The 15,758-nt window shown below is 51.3% G+C and carries 11 protein-coding genes; 9 read left to right on the top strand and 2 right to left on the bottom strand.

Going from position 1 to position 15,758, the window contains the following annotated elements:
• Positions 1-66: 66 nt before the first annotated feature.
• The 9 genes from csrD to tldD all read left to right on the top strand — a co-directional run bounded on the left by csrD (position 67) and on the right by tldD (position 13,384).
• A complete protein-coding gene (csrD, locus tag IO95_RS05465; protein ID WP_037384181.1) occupies positions 67-2,037 on the top strand; it encodes an RNase E specificity factor CsrD in 1,971 nt (656 codons plus the stop codon).
• Between the two features lie 327 nt (positions 2,038-2,364).
• Positions 2,365-3,408, top strand: coding sequence for a rod shape-determining protein MreB (mreB, locus tag IO95_RS05460; RefSeq protein WP_023490121.1), 1,044 nt, complete (start codon positions 2,365-2,367; stop codon positions 3,406-3,408).
• Positions 3,409-3,498: 90 nt separating this feature from the next.
• The gene (gene mreC / locus IO95_RS05455; protein ID WP_023490120.1) at positions 3,499-4,509 is read left to right on the top strand and encodes a rod shape-determining protein MreC; all 1,011 of its coding nucleotides are present in this window, start codon (positions 3,499-3,501) and stop codon (positions 4,507-4,509) included.
• Complete coding sequence (gene mreD / locus IO95_RS05450; protein WP_023490119.1) at positions 4,506-4,994, top strand: rod shape-determining protein MreD; 489 nt, start codon at positions 4,506-4,508, stop codon at positions 4,992-4,994. Before mreC ends, mreD begins: the two co-directional genes overlap by 4 nt.
• Positions 4,995-5,004: 10 nt before the next feature.
• The gene (locus tag IO95_RS05445) at positions 5,005-5,589 is read left to right on the top strand and encodes a nucleoside triphosphate pyrophosphatase (protein WP_023490118.1); all 585 of its coding nucleotides are present in this window, start codon (positions 5,005-5,007) and stop codon (positions 5,587-5,589) included.
• Between the two features lie 99 nt (positions 5,590-5,688).
• Positions 5,689-7,158 (top strand): ribonuclease G, encoded by a 1,470-nt coding sequence (rng, locus tag IO95_RS05440; protein WP_023490117.1) that lies wholly within the window; start codon positions 5,689-5,691, stop codon positions 7,156-7,158.
• Positions 7,159-7,258: 100 nt separating this feature from the next.
• Positions 7,259-11,074 carry an AsmA2 domain-containing protein YhdP gene (yhdP, locus tag IO95_RS05435; RefSeq protein ID WP_023490116.1) on the top strand — a complete coding sequence of 1,272 codons (3,816 nt, stop codon included), beginning with the start codon at positions 7,259-7,261 and terminating at the stop codon, positions 11,072-11,074.
• Complete coding sequence (gene nit1, locus IO95_RS05430) at positions 11,071-11,931, top strand: deaminated glutathione amidase (RefSeq protein ID WP_023490115.1); 861 nt, start codon at positions 11,071-11,073, stop codon at positions 11,929-11,931. The genes yhdP and nit1 overlap by 4 nt, the downstream gene beginning before the upstream one ends.
• Positions 11,932-11,938: 7 nt before the next feature.
• The gene (gene tldD / locus IO95_RS05425; protein ID WP_023490114.1) at positions 11,939-13,384 is read left to right on the top strand and encodes a metalloprotease TldD; all 1,446 of its coding nucleotides are present in this window, start codon (positions 11,939-11,941) and stop codon (positions 13,382-13,384) included.
• Positions 13,385-13,498: 114 nt separating this feature from the next.
• On the opposite strand, the gene IO95_RS05420 is transcribed toward tldD, so the two are convergent.
• Both IO95_RS05420 and IO95_RS05415 read right to left on the bottom strand, forming a co-directional pair.
• A complete protein-coding gene (locus IO95_RS05420) occupies positions 13,499-14,842 on the bottom strand; it encodes an APC family permease (protein ID WP_023490113.1) in 1,344 nt (447 codons plus the stop codon).
• A gap of 11 nt (positions 14,843-14,853) precedes the next feature.
• Positions 14,854-15,756, bottom strand: a complete 903-nt coding sequence (locus IO95_RS05415; protein ID WP_023490112.1) for an acetamidase/formamidase family protein — start codon at positions 15,754-15,756, stop codon at positions 14,854-14,856.
• Between the last annotated feature and the right edge of the window lie 2 nt (positions 15,757-15,758).

Raw genomic sequence — 15,758 nt, 5'->3', positions numbered from 1 at the left:
TCTTCATCTTGAAGGGTGGCGAGAAAAGCTGACTCTTTATTTAATCATCACGGGCAAGGTACAAGGATGAGATTCACCACCAAACTCTCTGCATTAATTACTCTGCTGGTGGTATTGGCGATGTTTTTAGTGTTGATTGGGTGTTCATACAGTTTCTTCTCTATCACGCAAGAACGTATGGAACGTCGCTTTGAAGCCTTGGCAACGTCTTTTGATCAGGCTATGTTGCTCGGCCAGATATCAGACTTGAACATCTGGGTACCGCAAGTGATGAAGCCGCTAGGGATAGCAACAATCGAAGTGGATAGCGAAAAACATCCCCTAGCAACAATCGAAGCGGATAGCGAAAATCACCCCCTTTTATCTTACAACGTACCTATGCCAACAACGCCATGGGGAACACTGATGGGCTATCGGCAAATTTCGTTGGAGTTGATGCATCATCCTGGTACCCAGTTGAAGATCACCTATCGTGATCCATTCGCGGTGAACGTATTCTCATTGCAATCCACCGGTGCGGTAACCCTGTCTATTATTGTCATGCTGATGATCCTGATGCTCAGTTTGCGCTGGTTACGTGAACAGGCAGAGGGTGAAGAGCGCCTTGAGCATCGAGCGCGACGTATTCTTAACGGTGAGCGGGAAGATGTATTGAAGGGCGATGTGCGTGAATGGCCCGCCAGTGTGAGTGGTGCACTAGACCGCCTACTAGCGGATTTGGCGGAAGCACGCGAGGAACGCAGCCGGGTTGATACCCTGATCCGCGCGTTTGCCGCACAAGATGCCAAGACGGGTCTGAATAACCGTTTGTTTTTTGATAATCAGCTCACGACGCTGTTGGAGGAGGAAGGGGCTCACGGGATTGTGATGATAGTGCGCTTGCCTGATTTCGATACCTTGCGTGAAGCTCATGGCAGCGCCGCAGTACAGGAGTTGATGTACTTGTTGGTGAACCTGCTTTCTACTTTTATCATGCGCTACCCTGCCGCACTGCTGGCCCGCTATTTTCACAGTGACTTTGCTGTTTTATTGCCGCATCGCACGCTAAAAGAGGCGGATGTGATCGCTGCCCAATTGATTAATGCTATCGATAGTTTACCACCAACGATGCAGATCGTTGATCGTGAAGCCTTCTTACATATTGGTATTGTCGCTTACCGTAGTGGGCAAACCACAGAGCAGATAATCGATCAGGCAGAACAGGCCAGCCGAAATGCCGTACTGCAAGGAGAGAATGGTTGGTATGTTTATGATAGTGATGTGCCTGAGAAAGGGCGTGGTAATGTTAAATGGCGCACTTTGCTCGAACAGGTACTGGCCCGTGGTGGGCCGCGTCTTTATTTGCAACCGGCGATCACCATCCAGGGAGATGTGCATCACCGTAAGGTGATGAGCCGTATCTATGATGGTACACAGGAGTTACTGCCTGCGGAGTATCTACCGCTGATCGAGCAGTTTGGCTTGGCAGAGAGTTATGACCGCCAGCATGTTAGTCGCATCATTCCGTTATTGGCGTTATGGCCGGAAGAGGATCTGGCATTTCCCCTGTGTGTTAGCTCATTATTGCAGCGTAGTTTTCAACGTTGTTTGCGCGATATGCTGTTACAGTGTGAAAAAAGTTACCGTAGGAGAATTCTGATTGAACTTGCTGAGGCAGATGTGTGTCAACATATCGACCGTTTGCGTCAGGTGTTACGATTGATTACGGGCTTGGGTTGTCGCTTGATTATTTCTCAGGCTGGATTAACGCTGGTCAGTATCTCTTATATCAAGTCGTTACCGGTGGAGATTGTTAAACTTCACCCGGGGTTGGTGAGGAGTATTGATCGGCGTGATGAGAACCAACTCTTTGTGCAGAGTTTGGCTGGGGCTTGTGAAGGTACTCAGACTAAGGTTTTTGCTGTGGGGGTTCGTTCGCGCAATGAGTGGCAGACGTTGAAAGCCTGTGGAGTTCACGGTGGACAGGGTGATTTTTTTGCTCTGGCGGAACCTATCGACGTGAGTTGTAAAAAATATTCACGTCATTATCGTGTTTAACCTGATGATCGGGTAAAAATTAACGTAGAATAGAGACTCTTTTTCCGTGAGTGTCAGTGGTTGCTTTTTTTACCGTTGGTTATCAGGAGAAATGTGAGATTTTATGCGCTGTGTTACCCCGTTGGGTACGTTTATCGGGTGGGGAGCTGGGCCTGTGTTGTTGGGTTTCAGTACTCGTTTGCTTTTCGTACATGCAGTCATAGGTCAGTAATGCAGACTATTTTTCACCGAAGTAGAACATTTTTGCGCCTTGTCGCTGCTTCGAGTGGTTGGTAAAGTAGGCGGATCTTATTTTCCGCCCTCAGATTGCAGGATTATCCTTTCGTTATGTTTAAGAAATTTCGTGGCATGTTTTCTAATGACTTGTCCATCGACTTGGGTACCGCCAATACCCTGATTTATGTTAAAGGACAAGGCATTGTATTGAATGAACCCTCTGTCGTGGCGATACGCCAGGATCGTGCAGGTTCACCCAAGAGCGTTGCAGCCGTAGGTCATGAAGCCAAGCAGATGCTGGGGCGTACCCCTGGTAATATCGCGGCTATCCGCCCGATGAAAGACGGTGTTATTGCCGACTTCTTCGTGACGGAAAAAATGTTGCAGCATTTTATTAAACAGGTTCATAGCAACAGTTTTATGCGCCCAAGCCCACGTGTGCTGGTTTGTGTACCGGTTGGTGCCACTCAGGTTGAACGTCGGGCAATCCGTGAGTCTGCTCAAGGCGCCGGTGCACGGGAAGTATTCCTGATTGAAGAACCCATGGCTGCTGCTATCGGTGCTGGCTTGCCTGTCTCTGAAGCGACTGGCTCCATGGTGGTGGATATTGGTGGTGGTACTACCGAAGTGGCGGTGATCTCGCTCAATGGCGTGGTGTATTCCTCTTCCGTGCGTATCGGCGGTGACCGTTTTGATGAGGCCATCATTAATTATGTGCGCCGCAACTACGGCTCATTGATCGGTGAAGCAACGGCAGAACGCATCAAGCACAGCATCGGTTCGGCTTACCCTGATGATGAAGTGCGTGAGATTGAGGTGCGTGGCCGTAACTTGGCAGAAGGTGTGCCGCGTGGCTTTACGATGAATTCCAATGAAATTCTTGAAGCACTGCAAGAGCCGCTGACGGGGATCGTCAGTGCGGTCATGGTTGCACTGGAGCAGTGTCCGCCAGAATTGGCGTCTGACATTTCTGAGCGTGGTATGGTGCTGACCGGTGGTGGTGCATTGTTGCGTAATCTGGATCGTTTGCTGATGGAAGAGACCGGCATTCCGGTTGTGGTGGCAGAAGATCCATTGACTTGCGTGGCTCGCGGTGGTGGCAAGGCGTTGGAAATGATCGACATGCATGGCGGCGATTTGTTCAGCGAAGAATAGCTTGCAGCCCAGAGTGGAGGGAGTGTAACAGATGGCGTTAACGGCATCTGGTGCTCTCCTCTATCTGTTGTCGAGGAACGCGCATAATTTATGAAGCCAATTTTTAGCAGGGGACCTTCCCTGCAGTTACGCCTTTTTCTGGCAGTGATCGTGGCTCTGGTCCTGATCGTTGCTGACCGCCGACTCGGTACCTTCGGTAAAATACGTAATTACATGGATACCGCTGTCAGCCCTTTTTATTTTTTGGCCAATGGGCCGCGTAAGCTTTTGGACAGCATGTCTGAAACGTTGGCTACTCGCCAACAGTTGGAACTGGAAAATCGTGCTCTACGGCAGGAACTGTTACTGAAAAACAGCGATACCCTTCTTCTTGGTCAATTCACACAGGAAAATGCCCGTTTGCGTGAACTATTAGGTTCTCCTTTACGTCAGGATGAACAAAAAATGGTCGCGCAGGTGATATCTACTGACACTGATCCTTATACCGACCAAGTGGTGATCGACAAAGGTTCCGACAACGGGGTGTATGTCGGTCAGCCGGTTATCAGCGATAAAGGCGTGGTTGGGCAGGTGGTGGCCGTGGCGAAAATGACCAGTCGTGTCCTGCTGATTTGTGATGCTTCCCATGCTCTACCTATCCAGGTGTTGCGTAACGATATCCGCGTCATTGCTGCGGGTAGCGGTTGTACGGATGACTTGCAACTGGAACATTTACCGAGTAATACCGATATCCGTGTCGGCGATGTTTTGGTGACTTCCGGTTTAGGTGGTCGTTTCCCCGAGGGGTATCCGGTCGCGGTGGTTTCTTCGGTGAAGGTGGATAATGAACGTGCTTATACCGTGATTCAGGCTCGACCTACGGCAGGCTTACAACGTTTGCGTTATTTATTGTTGCTGTGGGGGGCAGATCGTAATGGTGTGATGCCATTAGCGCCCGACGAAGTACATCGTGTTGCCAATGACCGTTTAATGCAAATGATGCCGCATGTATTACCCCCAGCGGATGCCATGGGGCCGCCGGCACCGCCGCCAGCGGCCGAAACCACGCAGCCCCAAAGTGTTCCTTCCAGCACGCCCACGGGCGCTGGAGCGCCTAGATGAACAGTTATCGCAGCCATGGGCGCTGGATAATCTGGCTGTCGTTTTTAATCGCATTAGTGCTGCAAATCATGCCATGGCCGGAGCAGATTTATATGTTCCGCCCCTCTTGGTTATTGCTGATCCTGACTTATTGGGTGATGGCTTTACCACATCGGGTTAATGTGGGGACGGGGTTTATTCTCGGGTTTATCATGGACCTGATCCTGGGGTCAACGCTCGGAGTGCGTGCGTTGGCGCTCGGGGTCATTGCCTACCTGGTAGCATTCAAATGTCAATTGTTCCGCAATATGGCCCTGTGGCAACAAGCGCTGGTGGTGGTGCTGTTATCATTGGCCATGGATGTGATTGTCTTCTGGGCTGAGTTTATGGTGATCAACGTTTCTTTCCGCCCGGAGATATTCTGGAGCAGTGTCGTCAATGGTGTGCTGTGGCCATGGCTATTCTTGCTGATGCGCAAGATTCGCCGTCAGTTTGCCGTACAATGAGGTGATATTGATGTCGTCGCTTTATCTTGCTTCTGCTTCACCGCGTCGGCGTGAGTTACTGACTCTGCTTGGCATTTCGTTTGACGTTATTTTGACGCATACGCAAGAGCAACGTCAGGAGAGTGAAACAGCGGAAAATTATGTTTGCCGTCTGGCGCAAGATAAGGCCCGTGCCGGTGTGCTTCTGGCACCACCAGATCGGCCTGTGTTGGGGGCGGATACCATTGTGGTGCTGGATGGCGAGATACTGGAAAAACCTCAGGATGAGCAACATGCGGCGCAAATGCTGGCGGCATTATCAGGTAGGCAACATCAGGTGATGACGGCAGTGGCGATTGCTGACCAGCGGGACGTGCTGTGCCAACGGGTGGTGACTGAGGTGACATTCCGCACTTTGTTGCCGCAAGATATTCGCGACTATATCGCCACCGGTGAGCCGATGGATAAAGCGGGCGCCTATGGGATCCAGGGAAAGGGCGGGTGTTTCGTCAGAACGATAACCGGGAGTTATCACGCAGTGGTTGGCTTACCCTTGGTGGAGACTCAGGAACTGTTCAATCATTTTATTGCATTACAAAAAGCAAGGGTCGGTTGATGGTGTTGCATCCCTATAGTCGTTCACACGGTATAAAGTTGGCGATGGTGAAGAATGGAAGGTTAATGGCAACCCATACCCAGGCTCCGAGGAGAGAACATGACAGCTGAGTTACTGGTTAATATCACACCGGCTGAAACGCGGGTTGCCTATATTGATGGCGGTATTCTGCAAGAGATCCATATTGAGCGCGAAGCTAAGCGCGGTATCGTGGGTAATATCTACAAAGGGCGCGTCAGCCGGGTGTTGCCCGGTATGCAGGCGGCTTTTGTCGATATTGGCCTGGATAAGGCAGCATTCTTGCATGCTTCCGATATCATGCCGCACACCGAGTGTGTCGCGGGTGATGAACAAAAGAATTTCAATGTACGTGATATTGCCGAATTGGTTCGCCAAGGGCAGGATCTGATGGTTCAGGTGGTGAAAGATCCGCTGGGTACTAAAGGGGCTCGGCTGACAACGGATATTACCTTGCCTTCACGTTATCTGGTTTTTATGCCCGGAGCCGCCCATGTGGGCGTTTCTCAGCGGATTGAAAGTGAGGCCGAACGTGAACGACTCAAGGCGGCGGTAGCGGGATATTGCGACGATTTAGGTGGTTTTATCATCCGCACTGCGGCTGAAGGCGTGGGTGAAGAGGAGTTGGCACAGGATGCGGCTTTTCTCAAGCGTCTGTGGACCAAGGTGATGGAGCGCAAAAAGCGTAACCAGACCAAGTGCAAACTGTATGGTGAGTTAGCGCTGGCACACCGCATTCTGCGTGATTTTGCCGGAGCGGCGCTGGATCGGATCCGTATCGATTCACGGCTGACCCATGATCAACTGGTGGAGTTCACCAGCGAGTATATTCCGGATATTAGCCACAAACTTGAACTATATGCCGGTAGCCAACCGATTTTCGATTTGTACGATGTGGAAAACGAAATTCAACGGGCGCTGGAACGTAAGGTTGAGTTGAAGTCCGGTGGTTATTTGATTATTGATCAAACTGAAGCGATGACCACCGTGGATATCAATACGGGGGCTTTTGTTGGTCACCGTAATCTTGATGAAACCATCTTTAATACCAATATTGAAGCCACTCAGGCGATTGCCAGGCAGTTACGGTTACGTAATCTGGGCGGCATTATCATTATCGACTTTATTGATATGAGTAATGAAGAGCATCGTCGCCGGGTATTGCATTCTCTAGAACAGGCATTGAGTAAAGATCGGGTAAAAACCACGATCAACGGTTTCTCTCAGCTAGGATTAGTAGAGATGACGCGTAAACGGACGCGTGAAAGCATCGAACATGTGCTGTGCAACGATTGCCCGACCTGTCATGGCCGAGGAACGGTGAAAACGGTAGAAACCGTCTGTTATGAGATCATGCGTGAAATTGTGCGCGTTCACCATGCTTACGATTCTGATCGTTTCCTGGTCTATGCGTCAGCCGCCGTGGGTGATGCATTAAAAGGTGAAGAGTCCCATGCTCTGGCGGAGGTCGAAATCTTTGTGGGTAAACAGGTTAAGGTGCAGATCGAACCGTTGTACAGCCAGGAACAGTTTGATGTTGTGATGATGTAGCGGCTTGGTTGTGCTGAAACACCTACCTGGTAGGGGCAGTAGACTGACTCGCTGGTGCAGAGAATTCACGTTGCCAGTCAACGGAAACAAGGAGAAGTGCGTGAGGCGACTGCCCGGGATCCTGTTAGCCACAGGCACCATTTTAATTGTTGTGGTGGCATTGCTGATCAGCGGGTTGCGTTTGGTGCTACCTGAGCTGGACCGCTATCGCCCGCAATTGCTGGAAAAAGTGCAGGCCATCTCTGGGGTGCCGGTTGAAGCAGACTTTGTTCAAGGCAGTTGGGAAACCTTTGGGCCGACACTGGAAGTCCGCAATATCCACCTGACGCTCCCGCAAAGTTCCCTGCAGATAGCCCGGGTGACGTTGGCGTTAGATGTGTGGCAGTCTTTGTTGCACTGGCGTTGGCGTTTCCGCGATCTGACTTTCTATCAGCTACAACTCGATCTGAACACCCAGCTCACCACTAGTGATGAGAACAGCAATGGGCTCCAGCCGGGCAGAGTCACCGATCTTTTTCTCTATCAGTTGGACCATTTTGTTCTGCGTGACAGCCGGGTCTCGTTTCTGGCACCCTCCGGCTCGCCAGTTCAATTCCATATCCCGCAACTCACTTGGCTAAATAATCATAACCGCCACCGCGCAGAGGGGCAGCTTAGCCTGTCGACGCTCAATGGTCAGCATGGTGAGCTACAGCTGCGCCTGGACCTGCGTGATGAGGAAGGCTTACTCAATACCGGCACTATTTATCTGCAGGCCGATGATATTGACATGAAACCCTGGTTTAGTCGCTGGTTGAAAACGAACACCGGTCTGGAAAGTGCCAACTTCAGCCTTGCCGCTTGGTTACATCTCAAGTCGGGTCAAATTCGCAGTGGGGATGCTTTACTCAAGCAGGGGACCGCCAGTTGGTTGGCAGGCAGTGATCGCCACCAGTTAGCGGTGGATAATTTGGCGTTGATGCTCAGTAACCAAGACAGTGGCTGGCAGTTGCATGTGCCGGAACTGAAGCTGAAAACCGATGGCCAGGCTTGGCCTCCGGGGGCTTTTACCGCCCTATGGCTGCCAGAACGTCGCCAACCCATCGGATCAAATCAGCAGGAAGAGCTGCGTATCCGAGCCAGCAATATTCAGTTGGAACGCCTTGAAGGGTTGCTTCCGGCTTTCTCATTCCTCAGCCCAACGTTGATGTCATACTGGCAACACCTGCAACCACAAGGCAAGTTACCGGCGTTGGCACTGGATATTCCGCTGCAGCAGCCAGAAAAAATCCGTTTTCAGGCCTGGTGGCAGGATCTGAATTGGCAGCCTTGGCAAGGTTTACCGGGGGGAAATCACTTTTCTGGTGAATTACAGGGGAGCACGGAACATGCCCGCCTGACCTTAGCGTTAAACAATAGCACACTACCCTATGGCGATATGTTTCGTGCGCCATTGTTGATAAGCCGTGCGCGGGGCTCATTAACTTGGCAGCACAGTGACCAGGGCTGGGAACTGGCGGGGCAGGGGTTGGATGTGCAAGCCAAATCGCTGTGGGCTAATGGTGATTTCAGTTACCAGCAACCGGTGAACGGGGAACCCTGGCTGGAGATTCTCGCGGGGATCCGTCTGTATGATGGCGCTGATGCCTGGCGCTATTTCCCCGAACCCTTGATGGGTAAACATCTGGTGGACTACCTGAGCGCAGCTATTCAAGGGGGGCAGGTAGACAATGCTTCACTGATCTATGCCGGTAATCCACAAAACTTTCCCTATAGGCAAAATGAGGGCCATTTCCAGGTATCTGTCCCGTTGCGCCATGCCACTTTCCAGTTTCAGCCGGGTTGGCCAGCGTTGCATGATCTGGCTATTGATCTTGATTTCTCCAACCAGGGTTTGTGGATGCAGGCTCCGAAGACGCTGTTGGGTAATGTCGTGGGTAGCAATATCTCTGCGGTGATCTCTGATTACCTGATGCAACGGCTAGTTATTGATGCCGAAGTCGCGGGTACAGGGCAGGCTATCCATGACTATTTCCTACAGACGCCATTGGATGATTCAGTTGGAGCTGCTCTGGATGAATTGCAGGTAGGGGGGAATGTTAGTGGGCGCTTACATCTTGATATTCCACTTAATGGTGAGCAGGTGATTGCTAAAGGTGAAGTGACGCTCAATAACAACGCGTTATTGATTAACCCCCTAGGCAGTCAGTTAGAACAAGTCAGTGGTAAATTCCGTTTCAATAACGGTAACCTGGAGAGTGATACCCTGGCTGCTAATTGGTTCGGGCAACCGCTGGCGGTCAACTTTACTACTGAGGACGGGGCTGACAACTATAAAGTTAACGTTGCTATGAAAGGTAACTGGCAACTGGCCAAGCTTGAGGGGCTATCCCCTGAGCTGGCTAAATCGCTCGCCGGCAATGCCGGTTGGCAAGGGAAGGTGGCGATTAATCTGCCTCACCAAACAGGTCAGCCCAGTTATAATATTGATGTTAATGCCGACCTGAAAAAAGTAAGTAGTCACTTACCTGCTCCACTGAGTAAAGCAGCTGGCGAAGTATTACCGGTTAGTATTAATGTTAATGGTGGCCTGAACGGGTTTATGCTCAAAGGGAATGTTGGTAAGCAGAATCATTTTAATAGTGAGTGGTTACTGTCAAAACAACAGGTGAACTTGACGCGCGCAGTGTGGGACGACAATACGACGGTGACGCCCGCCTTACCCAAGGATAAATCGTTAGTCCTTAATTTGCCGACAGTGGATGGTGAACCATGGTTAGCGTTAATGGCTCCGGCAAAAAAACAGCGCAGTGGCTCAGACAACATGGGGAGTTTTAATTTCCCGGCCATGCTGATACTCAATACCAGCCAATTACAGTTGGGTGGACAACTGTGGCGTGATATCCACCTCGCGGTGGAACAGCAGCTGGCGGGTGTGATGGTAGTTGCTAAAGGCAAAGAGCTGGATGGCCGCTTGTCGATACCGGACAATGGCCCATGGCGTGCGGATCTCGCTTATCTTTATTATAACCCGCAGTTTTCCAATGATAACAACGGTACTGGCCCGAGTAACCCATTTGCCACCTCTGAGAAGATCTCGTTCCGCGGGTTGCCCTCTTTGATATTGCGCTGTAAATCCTGCTGGTTTATGGGGCAGAACCTGGGGATGGTAGAAGCTGATATTAAGCATCTGGATGACAAATTAGTCTTGGAGCATGGCGTGGTGGATACCGGCTATGGTCGGATGAACGTCACAGGTTTGTGGAAACAGAGTAGCCAGGAGGAGCGAACTGCGCTGAAAGGTAAACTACAGGGCAGTAAAATTGATCAGACCGTCGGTTTCTTTGGCATAACCATTCCATTGAAGAATGCGCCTTACAATATTGATTTTGATCTGAATTGGCGTGGGCAACCCTGGAAGCCGCAGTTCAATACATTAAACGGCATGCTGGACATTGACTTGGGTAAAGGCCAGAGTGATGTTATTGAGACGGGGCGGGCTGGGCAGTTATTGCGTCTGGTCAGCTTTGATGCTTTGTTACGCAAATTGCAGTTCGATTTTAGCGATATCTTTGGTAGCGGGTTTTACTTTGACTCAATACGCGGCACGGCCAGTGTGAAAAATGGCATAATGCATACGGATAACTTGTTGATTGATGGCCTGTCCGCTGATATTGGCATGAGTGGGCATATTGATCTGGTCAATCGGCAGATTGCCATGCAAGCAGTGATTGCCCCAGAAATTTCTGCGACAGTGGGCGTGGCGACGGCCTTTGTGATTAACCCGATTGTTGGGGTCGCGGTATTTGCTGCTTCGAAAGTGTTGGGCCCCTTGTGGAGCAAGATTTCGTTTATTCGTTATGACATTACCGGTAGCCTCGATCAACCCAATATTAATGAGGTGTTACGGAAGCCAAGGGAGGAGAAGGCACAATGAAAAATACCAATGTTGCGTTGCTACAACTGTGTAGTGGTGAACAGGTACGAGATAACCTGGCCCAGATAGAGCAGCAGATTAAGCAACTCGGTACTGGGGTTAAACTGGTTATGACACCAGAGAATGCCTTACTGTTTGCCAACACCGCTGCTTATCGTGAGCATGCAGAACAGCAAGGGGATGGACCATTGCAGCAGGCCGTGCGTGAAATGGCCCGCCGTTATCGGGTGTGGTTGTTGGTAGGGTCGATGCCGCTAATTAGCCGCGAAGACCCACAGCGTATTACCGCCAGTAGCTTACTGTTTGATGATCAAGGTGAAATCCGTGGTCGTTACGATAAAATGCATATGTTTGATGTGGATATTAACGATGTGCATGCACATTACCGTGAATCTGACGCCTATCAGCATGGTCACCAATTGACGGTGGTTGACACCCCGGTGGGCCGTTTGGGCATGACAATCTGCTATGATCTGCGTTTCCCCGGTCTGTTTCAGGCATTGCGGGCACAAGGGGCTGAGTTAATCTCGGTGCCTGCGGCATTTACCCGGGTGACTGGTGAGGCGCATTGGGAGATCTTGCTGCGTGCTCGTGCTATCGAGAACCAGTGTGTGATCCTGGCACCAGCTCAGGTTGGCCGCCACGGTACCACGCGCCGTACCTGGGGACATACCATGGCAGTCGATGGTTGGGGCAATGTGTTGGCAGAAAACGCCGATGGGGTCTGTGCGCTGAAGGTGCGTGTGGATCGCAGTAAGTTACAAACAATACGCAGCCAGATGCCCGTAATGCAACACAATAGATTCCAGCCAACGCTGATTGCACCGGCTGAATCCCTTTCCGCCAATAAAGAGTGAAAAAACTATGAGCCTGACGTTTGTCAGTGAGCAGTTACTCGCTGTGAATAAGCTGAGTCATCAAGACCTTTTCTCCGCATTGGGGCAACTGGCTGAACGCCGCCTTGATTACGCCGACCTCTATTTCCAATCCAGCTATCATGAAGCTTGGGGAATTGAAGATGGCATTATCAAAGAGGGCTCATACCATATAGATCAAGGTGTTGGTGTGCGTGCGGTGAGCGGTGAAAAGACCGGTTTTGCCTATGCCGACCAGCTAACGTTGAATGCGTTGAACCAAAGTGTTCAGGCGGCACGCAGCATTGTGCGTGACGGTGGCAACGGCAAAGTGCATACCCTGGGTGAAATCAGCCATCAGGCGCTGTATCCACTGCTTGATCCGCTACAAAGCCTGCCGCGTGAAGAGAAAATTGCCCTGTTGCATCGGGTGGATAAAGTGGCACGCGCGCAAGATAAACGGGTGCAGGAAGTTACGGCCAGTATTACCGGTGTTTATGAACAAGTGCTGGTGGCAGCAACCGATGGCACTTTGGCTGCGGACGTTCGGCCATTGGTGCGCTTTTCCGTTAGTGTGCTGGTGGAAGAGGATGGCAAGCGCGAACGTGGCTCCAGTGGCGGCGGTGGTCGTTTTGGTTATGACTATTTTCTGCAAAGCGTTGAGGGTGAAATCCGTGTTGACGCTTATGCCAAAGAAGCGGTGCGTATGGCCTTGCTCAACCTCTCCGCCGTGGCCGCGCCTGCTGGTACCATGCCGGTGGTCTTGGGGGCAGGTTGGCCTGGCGTGCTGTTGCATGAAGCTGTCGGGCATGGTTTGGAAGGTGATTTCAACCGCCGTGGTACTTCGGTATTCAGTGGGCAGATGGGCAAGCAGGTGGCTTCTGAACTCTGTACCGTGGTGGATGACGGCACGATTCAGGGGCGTCGAGGGTCGTTGTCTATTGATGATGAAGGGGTGCCAGGTCAGTACAATGTGTTGATCGAAAACGGTATTCTTAAAGGTTATATGCAGGACAAACTCAATGCGCGTTTGATGGGAGTGGCCCCGACGGGTAATGGTCGCCGTGAGTCTTATGCCCATTTACCGATGCCGCGCATGACCAATACCTATCTGTTGGCGGGGAAATCTACACCGGAAGAGATTATCGCCAGCGTCGATTATGGCTTATATGCGCCAAACTTTGGTGGAGGTCAGGTGGATATTACCTCTGGCAAGTTTGTGTTCTCCACGTCAGAGGCTTATTTGATCGAAAAGGGTCGCATTACCACCCCGGTGAAAGGGGCTACGCTGATTGGTGCGGGTATTGAGGCGATGCAACAGATTTCGATGGTAGGTAACGATTTGGCGCTGGATCAAGGCGTGGGTGTTTGCGGTAAAGAGGGGCAAAGTATACCGGTTGGCGTTGGGCAACCGACGTTGAAGCTTGATTCTTTAACCGTTGGTGGCACTGCGTAATAATCACCGGGCCTCGACACTACATGTCGAGGCCCGATGCAAGTACCGTTCAAAAACGTATTACCGCTTTGCCCGGCAATTTATCGTTATAGCTGGTTTTATCGTTATAGCGGGTTAATCTTCCAAATTTAGCACGGCTTTTCTCTTCAGAACCACCCGCAGCACAAAGTAGTAGACGATGCCCAAGCCCAGCCATTTCAGACCGAGGATTTTCGCTTCCATATCCATTTCATACAGCACAAAGCCGATGATGAGCAGACCAACGAACGGGAACAACAGGTGCTTCACCCACGCAGTGGATTTCTGACGGATAATGTAGTGGTTAATCACTGATAGGTGCAGCAGCATAAAGCCCATCAAAGCCCCGAAGTTAACCAGACGACTCAGGTTATCGATCCTGCCATCAAAATAGATCCCAGAAGCGAGAGAGATCACCGCAACCAGCAGCGTACTGACATAAGGGGTTTTAAACCGGGGGTGTACTTTTGCCAGGATCTGCGGCAATTGACGGTCACGCCCCATGGCAAATAGAATGCGTGAGATCGCCGCCTGTGCCACTAACGCATTGGCGATCCCCCAAGAGATGGCTGTTGCCCAGATAGTGGCCTGTTTTAGCCAGGTTCCCCCCGCTAGATTGGCGGTGTCATAGAACGCGGTATCCAGATTGGTGAAGCTTTTACCTGCAGCCAAGTCTGCCGCGATCCAGGTTTGCAGGATAAATAGCGTCCCTACCAGCAGCAAGGCATACAGGGAGGCCTTGCCTACAGCATCGGCGCCACCTTTACTCTCTTCAGATAATGTCGAAATACCATCAAAACCCAGGAAGGAGAGCACCGCAATGGAGACCGCCCCCATAACCAGCGGCAGGCTGAATTTTTCGGCATTATAGAGTGGGTTTAGCGTCAGCCCACCCGCCCCTTCGCCGGAATAGAGTGCAATCAGCCCCATCACTACAAAGATGGTCAGGATCACAATCTCAGCGACCAAAATGTAGCGGTTAGCCCGGGCAGTGAATTTAATCCCTACCAGGTTGACGGCACTGTTGATGACGATAAAGCTCACTATCCATAACCAGGACGGAACATCAGGCAGAATCGGCCTCAGAGCCGCCGCGCTGACGATATACAGTAGTGAAGGGACCAGAATGTAATCCAGCAGGATTAGCCAACCGGCAAAGAAACCGGCGGTTTCATGAATACCACGCTGCGCATAAGCATAAACCGAACCGGAAACCGGAAAGGCAAGGGACATTGACCAGTAGCTCATCGCGGTGAAGAACATCGCGACCATACCGATCAGATAAGCCAGTGCCACCATTCCGTTTGAGCCATCCCACACATAGCCGAAGACGCCAAAGGGGGCGATGGGCACCATAAAGATCATGCCGTAAATCACCAGATCTTTAAGTGTCAGGGTACGGTGCAATTCCTGTTTATAGCCAAATTGTTCTACAGACATGCTTCGGACTCCTAGTCCAGGCTGATGTTTAACTGGGTTGCCACGCTACGTGGTAGCGAGAAGCGGCAAGTTTTCAGTGGATCAACCACCTGACAGATTTGCAGGTCGCCAGTGATACTCAGCACATTAATGGCATCGGCGAGGGAAAGCTGACTGTGATCGGCGACAAAGTGTGCCATATTGTGTGTCGCCAATTTGGCCGCGTCATCCAGGGTTTTCGCCGAGGCCACGGTATAGAGTGCTTCCTGGGTACTTATCATCGGAGTGGGCAGAGTGCACTCTTTTACTACGGTCAAATTCACCACGACTTCACCTGGGATCTCCAGCCCACAGACTGACACTTCGCCATCGCCCATGGCGGCATGCAAATCACCAAGGGCAAACAGGGCACCAGGAACGTTCACCGGTAGCCAAAGTGTGCAGCCTTCAGTGATAATTTTGCAGTCCATATTACCGCCATGAGCATCAGGTGTTCCGCAAGGCACGGCTTCCCCTGCTGGGGCAACACCAATTACACCAATCATCGGTTTTAACGGCCAGCGCACACCGCCTGGCAGTAGTGCGTATCCCTCTTCCAAGGGGATGGTACGAATTTGCGGTTGCTGGAGTTGATCGCCAATCACTCCCAGACCGGGAGCCGTGACCATCACCGCCTGGTTGCTGCGTGGGGTAATACGTTTGATTGCGACCCGCAATATATCGCCAGGCTCGGCATCTTGTACGTAAACTGGGCCAGTGGCTGGGTTGATTCGGCTCCAATCTAATTCGGTAAACGTGGCCTGCTCAGAAGCAATCTGATCTTCAAAGCAGTCACAGGTTTCAAAACAAACGTCACTGCCGCTGGCGATACTGATGACAGGGGCATTATCACGTGACATGGCGTAAACCACATGCGTGCGTGGGATCTTCTCCATGG

The sequence above is a fragment of the Serratia sp. DD3 genome, from assembly GCF_000496755.2.
This window is presented reverse-complemented; position numbering and strand designations above follow the sequence as displayed.